Source organism: Aristaeella lactis, from assembly GCF_018118585.1.
In the GTDB taxonomy this organism is placed as follows: Bacteria; Bacillota; Clostridia; order Christensenellales; family Aristaeellaceae; genus Aristaeella; species Aristaeella lactis.
Genome location: NZ_CP069421.1, coordinates 2,066,856 through 2,082,441 on the forward strand (window position 1 = coordinate 2,066,856; position 15,586 = coordinate 2,082,441).

A 15,586-nucleotide genomic window follows, 5' to 3' on the forward strand; every position below is an offset into this window, starting at 1 on the left:
AAACCCGCAACAAGAGGAGCCGGGGAGAAGCGTTTTCTCCCCGGCTCCCGGTCAAAAGTCCTGTTATTCCGCCTGCCGGATTTCGTATTGAATGCCGTTTTCCTCGCAGTATTGCTGTGCGTAGGAACCTTCGTACACAACGCATACCAGGTTTTCGCAGCCGGTGAACGCGTTCTTCCCGATGTAGCTCACTATTTCCGGTAGTTCAATCTTCTCCAGGTTCCCGCAGTTCTCGAAAGCATAGTCGCTGATATAGTATACGCTGTACGGGATCTCAACAAGTTTCAGCTTTTCGCAGTTCCGGAAAGCGCCTCTTCCGATGGTCCTGGTTCCTTCCCGGATGATGACCCACTCAAGGTTTTCACAGCCGGAGAATGTATAAATCTCCAGGTTTTCCATACAGCCCGGCAGCGTGACCGAAACCAGGCTCGTACAGTCAGCGAAAACATGTCCTCCTTCAAACTTCGCTCCATACGGAATGGAAACGGATTTCAGGCTGCTGCAGCCGCGGAACGCGGAGCCTCCGATGGTCATCACATTGTCCGGCAGGTCAATGGATGTCAGTGCTTTGCATCCTTCAAAAGCGCCTTCCCCAACGGTTTCCAGTTTCTTCGGAAGAATGAGGGATGCCAGGTTTTCACAGCCGCTGAACGCGTAATCCCCTATTTCAGTCACATAGTCCAGCATGATCACGGAAGTCAGGTTGGTACAGTCTTTGAACGCGTCTTCCGCAATTTCCCTGACATATAACCCGTATACCGTTTCCGGAATGACAATCTTTGTGCTCTGCTTATAGGAAGGATCGCTGACTACCGTAAGTGAATTGTCCTCCTTCACGCCGAACACCAGTCCGTCATATTCAAACCGGTTTCCTTCTTTCCGGACAGAACACAGCGGGATCTGAATCTCCCAGTTATCTTCTATCGATTCCAGAATCCTTTCAACACAAAGTATCGTTACAGCTTTGTCCGCGTCTTCCTGTTTCAGTCTTGAGATATATTCCTCCCGGTCTTCAACGCCGTCTCCATTTTCGTCCCAGCATGCCGACATGAAATGCTCATTGATATCATGCTCCCTGTTCTCAAAGCTATAGCTTACATAGGACATGATCATCTTGTGGTATCTCGTATTGTCCGCGAACCATATCAGCCTGTTATCCGGATATTGAAGCTGTATATGCAGTTCATTGTCAATCACGCCGATGCCTGTCAGTACAACGCCTTCATCGATCTGGATATCCAGCGGATCATGGGTATCCAGCACTTTCCGCTTCAGGTCTGTCGGTTCAGTAAAGAGCATCTCCGGCGGTTCAATTCCTTCAGCCGTCTTCCCGTATTGCCCGATCAGCGGAGTCAGGTCGGTATCCGTATGCCCGCTTATCGTAATATTCTTTATCCCAAACGTTACAGGGCCATTATAAGGCTCGACTGGCTGATCATACAGCACATATTCTGCAACCGTCATTTTGTGTGTTGTTTCATCGTATTCCGTGAATACCGTGCCTGACATCATATCCAGGTTTTGGCTGATGACCGTCACGGCATATGGCCTGTACTGCTCCATGCTGCGTCCGGAAATCCGGTCTCCGTCCAGATCCTGCACCGTATACATCACCCAGGCTTCCCGGTCCTGCACCAGTGCTGAAAGCAGTTCAACCCGGATCCCCTGTTTCTCACAGCTGAGATTCACCGGGATCAGTTCTTCCCGGATCTCCGGCCATTTGCTTTCCATCTTCTCATGGAGGTTTTCCATATCATATGTGTCATATGCGGATCCTGTGCCTTCAGGAGCCTCCGCAGTTTGTTCTGGAATGTTTTCAGCAGACTCATCAGTTTCCTGGCTGCCGCCGGCCATAATCTGGTTCAGCGGGATCTGGATTTCCCAGTCATCCGTCACCGATTCTATACATTTCTGGATCCTGATCTCCGCCTTCACCGAATCTTTTTCTTCCGGTTTCACTTCTGAAATAAACTCAGCCCAATCACCGCGGCCGTTGCCGTCCTCATCCCAGCTTTCCTCTTCAAACCCTGTTTCGCAGTATTGTATTCCGTCAACATAGGAATTGCCTGCGTCACTCTTTGCCGCAAAGGCTCTGATTATCCTGTCGGTCATGTGAAGCTGTACATGCAGTTCATTGTCGATCCAGCCGATCCCCGTCAGGGTTACATCCTCATCAACCGGAATATCCAGCGGGTTATGAAAGTCCAGCACATTCTTTTTCAGATCAACCGGCGAGGTGTACAGCAGCTCCGGCGGTTCTGTTCCTTCAGCTGTTTTGCCATATTGTTCGATCAGGGGGGCCAGATCGGTTTTCGTTTCCCCGATTATGTTGATATGATTGATCATGATCGATACATAACGGCTGTCCGGCTGAATCGTGTCATAGTATTGTATGTATGCTGCCATGAAAGATTTGCGGGTTGTTTCATCATACAGGAGATACCGAGATGCCACGTAATGCGCGCCATGATCGAAATCCGTAAAAACAGAAGGCACATACTGGTATATGTCCTGTCTGGGTGTCCGGTCTTCTTCCAGATCCTGCAGCGTATACACGATCCAGGCTCCTTTATCTTTTGCCAGTGCGGACAGCACGTCAATCCGGATTCCCTGTTTTTCACAGCTGAGATTCACCGGAACCAGTTCTTCCGTAATGCCCGGCCATTCCTGCTCAAGCAGTGCGTTGATATCCGCTGATTCCACACCGGATGCAGCTTCGGTTTCTTCCGGATTGTCCGTTCCGATGGATTCAACATCATCCTGGCTGCCGCCGACCATGAGCCGGTCCAGCGGGATCTGGATATTCCAGTCTCCTTCAACCGTCTCCAATTCTGTATCAATCTCAAGCGCCGGCCTTACATACTCTACATCCTCCTGTTTCAGAGGTGAGAAATATTCATACCAGACTTCCGCCTGCCAGTTTTCCGCTTGTCCCGATTCTTCCGTCCACATTGATCCGCTGAACTTGGGATCATAATCTTCCGCTCCCCATGCGTTAAGGTTATTCATGAAAAGTACCGGGAATCTCCCTCCGCGGGATGAGTATGTAAAGCGAACCTGAACATGCAGTTCGTCATCGATCCAGCCGATTCCGGTCAGGTAAACGCCTTTCTCAATCTGAATATCAAGCGGATTACGATAGTCCAGTACATTTCTCTTTTTCGTGTCCCTTTCATCAGGGTACATTTCCGGTGGTTCAATTCCGTCCACCGTTTTCCCATATTTCTCAATCAGCGGAGTCAGTTCTGTTCTCCTGGTTCCGATAATAATAATGTCCTTTACATTGAGTGTAATATTGCGGTTCTTCGATGTGATCGGTTCATCATATTCCTGATGTGCAAGGAAAAATTGTTTGTGTTCCTCCTTGTCATAGCCAAAAGTATTACCGGTCACTTCTTCCATTTGATCAGTGATATCTGTCTGTACCTGGAAAGAGTACCCGAACACATCACGGTCAAAATCCCGTTCTTCTTCTTTCAGGTCCTGTACTGAACAGACAAACCAGGCTTCACGTCCTTTCACCAGTGCGGAAATCACTTCCACGCGGAACCCCTGGCTTTCGCAGCTGAGGTTCATCGGGATCAGTTCTTCCGTAATTCCCGGCCAGTGGTTTTTCAGTTCCGCGTCAAGATCTTCCAGCTTCATTTCAACTAAAGAATGCAGTTTGGGTTCTTCCGGAACTGTGATCTGAACGCTTTCCGGATCGATATACCGAAATCCGTCAGCTTCAAGCTTCAGATCAAAACTGAGCTTGGTCTGGACCCATTTTCCATGTCCCTGCATGGTCATCGTCCGGACCGGATCACCCGATTCTCCCGAAAGCGAGATATATCCCTGCATTCCGTTATACGAAGTATTGCCAAGGATTTCTTTCAGGGCTTCAATGGTATCCCCTGCTTTTTCCTTCCATTCAGGTGTGCACAGATCCAGCATAGCTTCCAGGTCGGCATCATCCCATATGCTTTCCCCGTTCCAGTGCTGTATAAAACTGTATCCCCGGTCGATCACATCACTTTCGTTCTCTTCCACCAATACCGCGGGATTTTCTGTCCCGTCCGTTTCTCCCGGAACGGTCACTGTTCCCTGCGCCAGGACCGTCTCAATAGGCTGTACGGTATACCTGCCTTCGCCGGGCCGGATCTCATCCGGCCGGTTGATCAGCCCGAAATGGCCGTTCGCGGCCAGCATCCCGACGCACATCACCACTACCAGCGCCGCCGCGGTCACAGGGACCAGCCGGAGCCGTTTTTTCTTCCGGGCAGCTTTCTGCTCCTGTCGTTCCGCCATCAGGTGGAACACTTTATCATCAATCATTTCCGCAAAGCCTTCCGAGGGATCCGGATTATGTGCCTGCAGCGTTCTTTCGATATCATTCTTCAGCATATACAATTCCCTCCTTTGCCATCTGTTTCTTCAGCTCGTTCAGTGCGCGGCTGATACGGGTGGAAACGGTTCCCCGCGGAACCCGGAGCACTTCGGCGATTTCCTTTTCAGTCATCCGTTCCTGCATCCTGAGAATCAGCGGGATCCGGTATTTATCCTCCAGTCCGCAGATGTACTCAAACAGCAGGTCTCCGGTTTTGTCCGTGATCAGGCTTTCCTGCACGGAATCCAGCGGAACGAGCCGTTTCCTTCTTCGCAGCTCGTTTTTGGAAGCGTTGATCACACAGCGGATCAGATAAGGTCCCAGGGCGTCCGGGTTTCTCAGCTTCCAAAAATGTGTCCAGGCTGCTTCCACCGCGGCGGAAACCGCGTCTTCCGCGTCCGCTCCGGTATGCAGATAGCTCATCGCCACCCGGTACATCCTGTCCCGGTTTTTCCGCACCGTATCCAGGAAATGCCTTTCCTGATCCATTCTGCGCATCCTCCGTCCGTTTCGATCGATCTGTATAACAGACACACCAAAGAGGGCTTTTTGCTTTTGGGGAAAGAAAAAAACGATCCGGTTCTGTATATCACAGCCGGATCGCCGCGTCAATTGCTGTTCTTCCGCGCCTTACGGTTCATAGACACGGGCCGGTTTGGGCTTGTACTCATCACGGCCCAGCTTTACCCGGTTTGTTTCAACCCCGTTGGTATACTCCACCCGGTAACTGTCCACAATGCAGCCGTTCTCTGCCGGTGCCGCTTCCTGTTTGTCCATAACAGGAACCGGCGTCGCGACACAGAGGATTTCCTGTTCCTCCGTCACGATGTCCCATGTCACGCCGCCCGGATCCTTTCCGTAGATCACCACCCGGGCGATCATCTGTTTCTTGTTTTTGGATCCCGGTTTCCTTGTGACCTCGGTACAGATGTAAACCGGTCCGTCCGTATCATTCCTGAGCTTCAGGTCTATCTTTTTTCCACCCCGGTATTCGGACAGGTAGACTGTCGCGTCCTTTCCAGGCTGCGTGTAGTTTACCCGTTCGGAATGCTGCTTCCTTTCAACAATCGTCAGTCCCGACCGGACCGCTGCCTGGTACAGCGTGGTGCTGGCCTGGCAGACGCCTCCGCCGAAGCCGGTTTCCTTTTCCCCGTACACATACTCGATGGCCGGATAGAATCCCCTTTCCTGGGTCCGCCTGCCGACCACGTCGTTGAAGCTGAAAGTCTCCCCCGGTTTCAGGATACTGCCGTTGCTGTTGATATACTCAAAAGCCAGTTCGATATTTTTGTTCCGGTCCTCGTCATACCGGATATCCGTCACCGCTTCTCCCCGGCGCGTATAGTTTTTCTTCACGTTCTCCAGCAGAACAGACGGTGTGATTTTCTTCGGCGTCAGTTCCACCGTTCCGCTTTCCAGCGCCGAAGCCCTCCGCCAGATTTCCTTCCGGACCTCTTCCGTGTCCAGGCTCCACCCGTACTGTTCCTCCTCAAAGGTGAAAGGGTTGTCCGGGTTGCGCGGATTAAAGCTGACCGCCCTGGCGTCCACAGCCGGTTTGTCGATCTGCACCTTGATCTGTGCCAGTTTCTCATCAATCACGCGCAGGTTTCCGTCCGGTTTCGCTGTATAGGCCTGGTACGGTTCCTTTTCCAGGCGCAGCATTTCCTCGTATCGCGTTTCCGCGTCGCCGGTATGCCCCAGCTGTGCCGCTTCATACAGCACACTCTCCGTGTCCACGTTGAAGCCCAGCATGTCCGCGTCTATTTCTCCGTACACCGTACCGTTCCAGGTCAGCTGTACCTTCCATGTGCCGTAGACCTGCCGGATCCTGGAGTTCACCGCCTCCCGCGCCTCGTCCGCGGTCATGCCGCCCAGGTCGATCCCGTCCACATACACCCCGGGGCAGAACTTTTCGTTATAGGGTTCAATTTTCGCCAGGATCGTATCCCGGGACTGCTGTTCACTGTTCCGGTGACTGACAGACTGAAGCAGGCCCGCGCCGATCACCGCCAGCAGGATGATCAGAACCGCGGCAATCACTACCGTACTGCCCTTCTTCTGTTTTTTTGGCGGCCGGGGTGTCCGGTTTCCCGCTCCCATACCCTGGTTGTATTGCTGCCGCGGATCAGGAACATAGCCGTATCCCGCCGGCGTCTGCCGGGAAACCTGTCCCCGGTAATTGCCCGGCGGAACCTGCCGGCGGTTATCCTGCGGGATATATCCCCTTTCGGGTCTGGAGGCCGGCCCCCGCATTCCGTTCCATGCCGGGTTCACCGTTTCCCGGCGGTACGGATCCCGGTTGTTTCCGTTTGCCACAGGCCTGCCTCCCTTCTTCGTTCTCTTCGTGATAATAAACGATCCGGGCCCTTCATCTGTTTCACTTCTGCCCGGGCTCCGGCATAAAAAATGATCCGGTTCTGTATATCACAACCGGATCATTGCGTCAAATCCCGTTATGCCGGGAAAACCGTCAGGTTTCTTCCGTTTTTTCCCTGGCTTCCTTATACCAGTCCGCCAGGCTCTTCGTTTCGTCATCCACCATCACATTGATATTCTTTCCATCGCAGCCTTTCCAGACGTCCTCACCGATTTCAAGCTCCTTCGTCTGTACGGTAATGGTCTTTATGCCGGTGCAGCCCTCGAAAGCCCTGTCCTCTATCCCCCATGTTGTTTCAGGGATCACAAGGCTGTCCAGGCTCTCGCAGCCCTTGAAAGCTTCCTCCGCGATATACATCATCTTTTCCGGAATGACCATTTCGTGCAGCTTTCTGCAGCCGCTGAACGCGCCTTTGCCGATGTACGTCATTCCATCCGCCATGGAAACAGAGGTCAGGTTCACACAGCCGGAGAACATATTCTCCGTTACGCCGGTCGCCATATACGGAAGGATAACAGAATCCAGGTTCTCACAGTCAGCAAAGACAGCTTCCCCGCATGTTATATTCTTTGGCAGCCATACGGAAATCAGGCTGTTGCAGCCGCTGAACGCTTTCCTGCCAATGTTGATGAATCCGCTGTCATTTTCCTCCCGGAAAAGGATATCCGTCAGGTCCGTGCAGCCTTCAAAAGCGGATTCCCCGATCGAGAACAGGCTTCCCGGCATTGTGACCGATTTCAGCGCCGTACAGCCGCGGAATGCCCGGTTCCCGATATGGGTCAGGTGATCGGGCATTGTGATTGATTTCAGTTCCGTACAGTCCTCAAAGGCGCCTTCTCCGATTTCCGTCACCCTGTAGCTGTTGTTTACGCCCGCCGGAATGACGATCTCGTCCATCTGTTTGTTATCCGCGCCGGGAAGAACTGTCGCCGTACCGTCGGCGTTCAGTGCGTACCGCAGGCCGTTTTCTTCATATTCGGTTTCACCGCTGTTTTCGGCATCCTGCCGCAGGAGCCCGAACGGAACCTCAATCTTCCAGGTGTCTTCCACAAACGACTCGAAGGTCTCCAGTTCGACTTCAAACAGCGTCCGGTCAGCATCCTCCGGAGTGCCGGTCATCACATATTCCACCCAGTCCGGCAGGCCGTCGCCGGTATCATCCCAGGCCAGCATGGCAAGCTCATACCCGGTATACTCGCCTTCCTCATCCGTCCGGATACCGTAGTCGCCCAGCCAGGTTTCAAAGCGTATGCCTTCATAGCCGCGTTCCGAAATCATGCCCCTGTTACCGGTGAAATGGATCTGGGCATGCAGTTCATCGCCGATCCAGCCGATTCCGGTCAGGGTGATATCTTCATCCAGGGCGATATCCAGGGGATGCGTATAATCCAGCACCTTCCAGGTCTTATCCTCTTCCACATCCTGACCGTACCAGCAGTAGGTGTCGAGCGGGCTCGTCAGTTCGATACCCTTCTCCGTCTTTCCATACTCCTTCAGGTAAGGAACCATATCCGCTGTCACCCTGTGCCGGACCGGCATGTCTTCCATGCCCATCATAAAGACATCGTCATCCGTCGGAAGCGCCTGGTCATACATGCGCTTCGTTCCATAGGTATACTTATGCTCCGCCTCTTCATAAAGCAGGTCAACCGTATCCTGCGCGGAATATGTCTCATAATTGTATATCTCACTGATTTTATTGGAACTGGCGCTGTTGACCCGGTCTCCCTCCAGATCCTGGAGAGACCAGACATAATAAACCTCAAACCGGTTCACAACAGCGGAGATCAGTTCCATCCGCACTCCCTGTTTTTCACAGCTGAGGTTGACCGGAACCAGTTCCTTTGTGATCCCCGGCCATGTTTCCTCCAGCTTGTCGTTAATGATGTCCTGCGGATCTGTTGAAATCTGCGGCATTGTCCTCCGGATGCTTTCAGGATTGATGTACCGGAGTCCGTCCTTTCCGAGGCACAGGTCAAACTCCATCCTGAATTTATCGTATGTCTTGTTTCCCACCGCAAGAAGTATGTTCTCACAGGTCAGTGTCCGCACCGGGTCTCCCGCGCTTCCGGATATTTCATTTCCGTCCCCGAATCCGGCACAGATTGTGTCCCCCAGGATTTCATCCAGGGCTTCCCGCGCATTCCCGGCTTTCTCTTTCCATTCTGCGGAGCACAGCTTCAGCATCTCGTCCAGGTCTTCATCAGTCCGTTCTTCCCTGCTGTTCCAGCGTTCGGCAAAGTCCACCACCCGTTGGATCAGGGCATGATCAGTTTCATTTTCATCAGGCGCTGCGGTTGCTGTACCGTTCTGTTCCGTTCCCTGCGCCAGGGTTGTTTCAATGGGCTGCGCGGTATACTGAATGTCATTGGGCGCAATCTCATCCGGCCGGTTGATCAGGCCATGGAAGCCGCCCCGTACAGCGATACCCACGATCAGCACAACAGCCATGGCCGCCGCCAGCGCGGGCACACGGAACCGCCGGAAGTCCCGGGCTGCCTTTTTCTTCTCTTCTTCCGCTTTCAGTCCTTCAATGGTTTTCTGCATAACAGTCCGGAATCCGGCGTCCGCAGGTCCGAACGCTTTCCGGAAATCTTCTGCCTTTTTCATGATTCAAACACTTCCTCCCTGCAAATCTCTTTCAGCTTGCTGCGTCCGCGGTTCAGCCTCGATTTCACGGTTCCCTGCGGGATCCGCAGGATCGAAGCGACCTCTTTTACATCGTATCCTTCGATGTAATACAGCAGGATCGGCATCCGGTCTCTTTCCTCCAGCTGAAGCAGGCACTCCTTCAGGTCAATGGAATCATACGCGGAAGGCGCTGCCGCCTCCGGAAACTCCTCTGTCGGAATCATCCGCTTTTTTTCACGGCGGATGTCATGGCAAACATTCAGCAGGATCCGGATGATCCAGGTGCGGATGTAGGATTCGTTCCTGAGAAACGCGCGCTTTTCCCAGGCTCTCCGCAGGGCTTCCTGAACGGCATCCTCCCTGTCCGCTTCAGAAGACAGCTGGCTGCAGGTTATCCTGTACAGCGTCTCCGTCATTTCGGTCATGACCTGACCGAAAGCTTCACCTGTCATTAAGGTTCCTCCCTGTCCTTTGGTTTACACCTATTAGACTTTCCGACAGTGCCTTTGGTTCACGAAGTGTTTGAATTTATAAAAAATTATACAAAAAAAACAGCCGCGATGAAAGCGCAGCTGTATAAAATCCCCATATTTTTCATGCTCCCGACGGTTTTTCCCTTCCGGTCTCTACCGGTTGTTCCCGGTTGCCGTCCCGTTATCCGCAATCTCTGCCGCGGTATCGGAGGCAATTCTTTCCGCTCCGGCTGTCAGCGTCTCCGCAGCCTCCGTCGCCATCTCCGTTTCCGCTGCTTCTGTCAGCACGTTTTCAGCAGCCTGTGCTGTATGGAGGTTTCCCAGAATGCTGTTTCCCAGCAGGCCGTACGATACCACAAAGCCGATGCACATCACAATAATCAGCGCGCACGCGATCGCGGGCATCCGGAAATCCTTTCCTTTTTTCATTCGTCTGACCCTCCTTCAGGCAGTTGTCCTTCCGGTCAAAGCTGTCAGGAATCCCGGATCGTGTCCGCCGGGATCCTGATCTCCCATTTTTCTTCCAGCACGCCCAGGGTTTCCTGTATCTCCGCCACAATGTTGAACCGGTCCATCTCCTCCGGTCCGCAGGCAAACAGGTATTCATACCAGTCCGCCGCCCGGTCGCCGTTTTCGTCCCAGCTGAGCCTCCGGACGCCTTCCGGCAGCCGGTCCTTCCGCTCGGCATATATATCATCGCACAGGCTGAACACCAGCGGATCCTGGCAGCTGTTCTTTACCGAAGCATGTGGCCTGTCCATATGGTGGATCTGCACATGCAGCAGGCCATCTATCCAGCCGGCCCCGGTCAGCATCAGGTTGTCCCTCAGGGGAATATTCAGCGGATGGGTATAATCCAGCACCTTGAGATCCGGCACCTGGTCGCTCTGGTATTCACCGGGGCGGTCGCACCACACCGGCAGGTTCTCCGGCGGCATGACGCCTCCGGCGTTTTTCCCGTACTGCTTCACCAGCGGGATCAGGTCCGTTTCCGAATGCCGCGTCAGCTGCAGGTCTTTCATGCTGAACGTGATCCCGTTTTCCTCCGGCTGTACCGGTTTGCTGTGCCGGATCTCTTCCGCGTATATGCTCTTGTGCGTTGTCTCGTCATAATCCAGCATATAGGCCGCAGCCCCTTCATAACTGCCGAGATCGTCATACAGCACTGTCCGGGTATCCGCGTCGATCCGTTCTCCCTCCAGGTCCTGCAGGGAAAAGACCAGCAGCGTCTTCCGGTCTTTCACGCCCGCCGAAATCACTTCGATCCGGATTCCGGCTTTGTCGCAGCTCATCCGGACAGGTTTCAGGCAGTCCGCGTATTCTTTCCACTGGTTATTCAGGAAAGAATCGACTTTGTCCCCCGTGTTTGCCAGCGCTGTCCCTGCCGTCACAGCCAGCAGGCAGATTATCATAAGAATTGTCCGGATATATGATCTCTTCACCCGCTTGTCCCTCTCTTCCGGATTATTCTGTTACTCCCATCTACTTTATTAGACGCACAATATCGCATTTTTGTTTCATCAGTAAAGACATTTTTGCAAATTTTACAACTTGTTTACATAGATGAACCTTCTGATAACAAATCCCGATCCTGCCGCCGGGCAGGCAAAAAAACGGCAGCCCCTGAGGGACTGCCGCGCTGTTGTTTGTCTGTTATTCCGGGTTTGACGGTGCCAGGCTTTTCAGGATCTCAATGTACCTGGCTGTCAGGAAGGAAGGCCGGATAGCACCCGGAAGGATGTAGCCGATCTCCATATAATCATCCGCTTCCAGCGGCTTCGCGATAATATTCGGTCCGTTCAGTTCCTCACTGATCACTCCGCTGCAGATGGTGTATCCGTTCAGGCCGACCAGCATGTTGAACAGCGTGGCTCGGTCGCACACCACCAGTTCCCGGTCGCAGTCCGCAGTGCTCAGGATTTCCTCCGAAAAGTAGAAGGAATTGTGGCTTCCCTGCTCAAAGGAAAGCCGGGGATAAGGTTTCAGGTCTTCCAGGGTCAGGCTTTTCTTCTCAGCCAGCGGATTATCCCTGCCGATGAACACATGCGGCTTCGCAGTAAACAGGGGCGTAAAGGAAAGATTGTTGTCCCGCAGGGTTTTCCGGATAACCGTTTCATTGAAGCGGTTCAGGTACAGCACCCCGATCTCGCTGCGCAGGTGTGCCACATCCTCAATGATCTCATAGGTCTGGGTTTCCCGCATATGGTATTCATATTTACTGCCGGCCTGTTCCTTCAGCAGCCTGACAAAAGCTTCCACCGCAAAGGAATAATGCTGGGAGGATACACAGAATCGCTGCTTTCCCATGCTCTGCCCCGTATACCGTTCCTCGATCAGGTTCGCCTGCTCCAGCACCTGCCGGGCGTAACCCAGGAATTCCTCCCCGTCCGGGGTCACTTCCATGCCCTTGTTGGACCGGGCAAAAAGTACGATCCCGTACTCTTTCTCCAGCTCATGAATGGCTGCGGTCAGGCTGGGCTGGGCAATAAACAGTTTTTTCGCCGCGTCCGTGATGTTTCCGGTTTCCGCCACCGTCACCGCGTACAGGAGCTGTTTCAGGGTCATGGCATTTTCCTCCATGGATAGGATTTAATTGCAGTATATCACCGTTCATAGATTTTTTCTATGGTAAACCCTGTAAAAGATATATTTTACCTATTTCCCCGGTAGGTTTACAATCCGGTTCATAGCATTGATCACGGAGAGGAGACCTGACGTATGAGCAACCTGAAAACACCCTTCCGCTATGATTTTGTGGGAAGTTTCCTGCGGCCGCAGGCCCTGAAGGACGCCAAGGCAGCCTTTCAGGCCGGTAAGATCGACCGGGAGGAACTGGACAGGATTATCAATTGTGAAATCACCAAAGTGGTGGCAAAGCAGAAGGAGCTTGGCTATCACGTTATCACCGACGGCGAGTTCCGCCGGACCTTCTGGCACCTGGACTTCATGTGGGGCTTCGATGGTGTGGACCACAAAGCAACCGGAAAGGGCGTACCCTTCCATGATGAGCTGGCCGTGCTGGATGACACCTACCTGGTCGGAAAGATCCGGGCCAAAGCCCATCCCTTTGTGGAGTATTTCTCCTTCCTGAAGCAGTTTGAGGATGAGAATACCGTGGCAAAATACACCATTCCCGCCCCCGCCCAGACCTTCCAGCAGATGATCATCCCCGCCAATTTCGAAACCACCCGGAAGTTCTATCCGGACAACGCGGAGCTCATCCGGGATATCGGCAAGGCCTATCAGGATGTGATCCGCCAGTTCTATGACGCGGGCTGCCGCAATCTCCAGCTGGATGACTGCACCTGGGGTGCCCTGGTGGGTGACGCCGCGCAGCAGCGCTACAAATCCCTGGGCATCGACCTGGAGGAGGTCAAGGCCCAGCTGCTGGAGGTCAACAACCTGGCGCTGGAAGGCAAGCCCGAAGATATGGTCATCAATTCCCACATCTGCCGCGGCAACTATCATTCCACCTATTTCACCAGCGGCCCCTATGACACCGTGGCGGACTATGTCTTCGCCCGGGAGAACGTCAACGCCCTCTTCCTGGAATATGACGATGAGCGCTCCGGCGGTTTTGCGCCCCTGGCGAAAGTATCGGAAGACAAGCAGGTCGTCCTCGGCCTCATCACCACCAAGTCCCCCGTCCTGGAGGATAAGCAGAAAGTGATCCGGCGCATTCATGACGCTGCCCGGTTTATTCCCCTGGACCGGCTGTGCCTCAGTCCCCAGTGCGGTTTTGCTTCCTGCGAGATCGGCAATAAGCTGACTGAGGAGGAGCAGTGGGCCAAGCTGAAGCTGGTCAAAGAGATCGCGGAAGAAGTCTGGGGCTGACCCTGAATCGGGAATTCGTCCCCATTGTCATCCCGACCAAGGTCGCTTGCGACCGCGTGGAGGGATCTCCTCCGGAGTCTCTTTGCAGCCCGAAATGAAGACCTTTACGAATACTAAATGAAAGAACCCCCGTTTCCCGGCCTGTGGGAAACGGGGGTTCCTCTGTTATTCCGGAACGGCTCCCGGTCAGTTTCCTTCCTGGAATTGGACTCTCTTCATCGGGATCTTCACAGACCAGTTCCCTTTGATTTCCTGCCAGCTGGTGTTATCCCGGAGTTCAGCCCGGAGAACTCCCTCCTCCACGTCTATCGGCTCACAGGGGAATATATACTCTTCCCAGTCGCCGATCTCATCGCCGTTTTCATCCCATTCCCATCCGATCACCCCGTCCGGCAGCTTTTCCGGATGCCAGTGCCAGGGACTGATTCCGTCCACGCCATACATGCGGAGCCAGCAGGACGTGGGAAAATACTCCGTATCCCGGCTGATCTTTTTCATCACATGGTCCGGATAGTGAATCTGCACATGCAGCATTCCGTCTATCCAGCCGATCCCGCTCAGTTCCACATACTCATTCAGCGGAATCTTCAGGTTCGCGGAAGGATCCAGGATCGTGGCCGTTTCCGGTCTGCTGCCGTCAGTCGAAACCACTCTGTAACGCAGTGCTCTCGCGTCTCCGGGCGCTTCCGCCGTCTTCACGTCCCTCCCGTACTGTTCCAGCATCGGGCGAAGGTCTGTTTCATCCACTTTCACCGTCTCCAGTGAATCAATAAGCAGCGGAATCTCATAATCCTCGCTGATCAGTTCCGGCTCAAAATCGTAAACCTGCGCGTATACTCCCTTCTTTTCAGCCGCGTCATAGGACAGGCAGAGCGGGCCGTCTACCGTATACTGTTCCTCATCGCTCCTTGGGAACGCTTCCGAACCGGACGTAATGGCGGTATGTTCACTCAGCCGGTCTCCCTCCAGGTCCTGCAGAGAGAACGTAATCATGGCCTTGTTGTCCTTCACCACAGCGGAAATGACCTCCATCCGGATCCCTTCCGCCTCGCAGCTCATATCCACCGGCATCAGGAACTCCGCGGCTTCCGGCCAGAGAGCGTGCAGCCTGGCATTGCATACGTCCACCGTTGCCGCCAGGGTTGTGGCCAGTCCCATCACCGCCAGGATCACGCAGAGGATCACCGCGGCCCGGGGCATTCTCCTTCCCGGCTTTGTCTCAGCCGTCAGTTTCAGTATCTGCATATCGCTTCTTGCTTCAAAGCCCGCAGGCGGCGTTCTCCGCTTCGCCTGGATGGCTTTTTTCATATCTTCCTGAAGCATTCTTCATTCCCTCCTTTTCCATTTCCTTCCGGATCATTTCCAGCCCCCGCGCGATCCGTGATGAAACGGTCCCGCGCGGAAGGTGGAGCGCTGCCGCGATCTCCTTTTCCTGCATCTCTTCATCAAATTTCAGCAGCATCGGCAGCCTGTATTTTTCATCCAGTGCTGTCAGGTAGTCCGCTATGCCGCGTTCGGCCTTCGGAGCCTCCAGCACATTTTCCAGCGGTTCGATCGGCGTTGTCCGCTTCCGCCTGCGCAGTTCATCGTGGGCCGCGTTGATCACGCTCCGCATCAGGTACGCCGGCAGGGCTTCCTTCGTATGGATCCTCGGCAGGTGTTTCCAGGTGGATTCCACCGTGCTTGAAACCGCGTCTTCCGCGTCCGCGTCCGAGTGAAGAAGGTTATAAGCCACCCGCCACATTGCCTGCCGTCTGGCTTTCACAGCTTCGATAAAAAGCTGTTCGTTTTGATCACTCATGCTTTCACTTCCTTTTCCCGTATCCGGATACACTATTAAGACGTGGTTTTGCTGCTCTGTGCTCCATCATACAAAAAAATATATCAAAACACAAAGAAAAGCGC

The 15,586-nt window shown here is 53.7% G+C and carries 11 protein-coding genes; 1 reads left to right on the forward strand and 10 read right to left on the reverse strand.

All coding sequences use genetic code 11. From position 1 onward, the window contains the following. Positions 1–63 precede the first annotated feature (63 nt). The 8 genes from JYE50_RS09630 to JYE50_RS09665 form a co-directional block, all read right to left on the reverse strand. A complete protein-coding gene (locus JYE50_RS09630; protein WP_084095322.1) occupies positions 64–4,383 on the reverse strand; it encodes a leucine-rich repeat domain-containing protein in 4,320 nt (1,439 codons plus the stop codon). Further along, the gene (locus JYE50_RS09635) at positions 4,370–4,855 is read right to left on the reverse strand and encodes an RNA polymerase sigma factor (protein ID WP_179138275.1); all 486 of its coding nucleotides are present in this window, start codon (positions 4,853–4,855) and stop codon (positions 4,370–4,372) included. Before JYE50_RS09635 ends, JYE50_RS09630 begins: the two co-directional genes overlap by 14 nt. Positions 4,856–4,996: 141 nt before the next feature. Next, positions 4,997–6,682 (reverse strand): VanW family protein, encoded by a 1,686-nt coding sequence (locus JYE50_RS09640; protein ID WP_084095324.1) that lies wholly within the window; start codon positions 6,680–6,682, stop codon positions 4,997–4,999. 154 nt (positions 6,683–6,836) lie between these two features. After that, positions 6,837–9,353, reverse strand: coding sequence for a leucine-rich repeat domain-containing protein (locus JYE50_RS09645; protein WP_084095325.1), 2,517 nt, complete (start codon positions 9,351–9,353; stop codon positions 6,837–6,839). Further along, complete coding sequence (locus JYE50_RS09650) at positions 9,350–9,826, reverse strand: RNA polymerase sigma factor (RefSeq protein ID WP_084095326.1); 477 nt, start codon at positions 9,824–9,826, stop codon at positions 9,350–9,352. The genes JYE50_RS09645 and JYE50_RS09650 overlap by 4 nt, the downstream gene beginning before the upstream one ends. A 174-nt stretch (positions 9,827–10,000) precedes the next feature. Next, on the reverse strand, positions 10,001–10,276 hold the full coding sequence (locus JYE50_RS09655; RefSeq protein ID WP_084095327.1) for a hypothetical protein: 276 nt from the start codon (positions 10,274–10,276) through the stop codon (positions 10,001–10,003). Positions 10,277–10,320: 44 nt separating this feature from the next. Continuing rightward, the gene (locus JYE50_RS09660; protein ID WP_143763579.1) at positions 10,321–11,289 is read right to left on the reverse strand and encodes a hypothetical protein; all 969 of its coding nucleotides are present in this window, start codon (positions 11,287–11,289) and stop codon (positions 10,321–10,323) included. A gap of 211 nt (positions 11,290–11,500) precedes the next feature. Beyond that, positions 11,501–12,412, reverse strand: a complete 912-nt coding sequence (locus JYE50_RS09665; protein ID WP_084095329.1) for a LysR family transcriptional regulator — start codon at positions 12,410–12,412, stop codon at positions 11,501–11,503. A gap of 153 nt (positions 12,413–12,565) precedes the next feature. On the opposite strand from JYE50_RS09665, the gene JYE50_RS09670 reads away from it, so the two are divergent. Further along, a complete protein-coding gene (locus JYE50_RS09670) occupies positions 12,566–13,681 on the forward strand; it encodes a 5-methyltetrahydropteroyltriglutamate--homocysteine S-methyltransferase (RefSeq protein ID WP_084095330.1) in 1,116 nt (371 codons plus the stop codon). 186 nt (positions 13,682–13,867) lie between these two features. Here JYE50_RS09670 and JYE50_RS09675 read toward each other — a convergent pair whose 3' ends face one another. Both JYE50_RS09675 and JYE50_RS09680 read right to left on the reverse strand, forming a co-directional pair. Continuing rightward, positions 13,868–15,004, reverse strand: coding sequence for a hypothetical protein (locus JYE50_RS09675; protein ID WP_084095331.1), 1,137 nt, complete (start codon positions 15,002–15,004; stop codon positions 13,868–13,870). Next, complete coding sequence (locus JYE50_RS09680) at positions 14,940–15,482, reverse strand: RNA polymerase sigma factor (protein WP_084095332.1); 543 nt, start codon at positions 15,480–15,482, stop codon at positions 14,940–14,942. The genes JYE50_RS09675 and JYE50_RS09680 overlap by 65 nt, the downstream gene beginning before the upstream one ends. Positions 15,483–15,586: the final 104 nt, after the last annotated feature.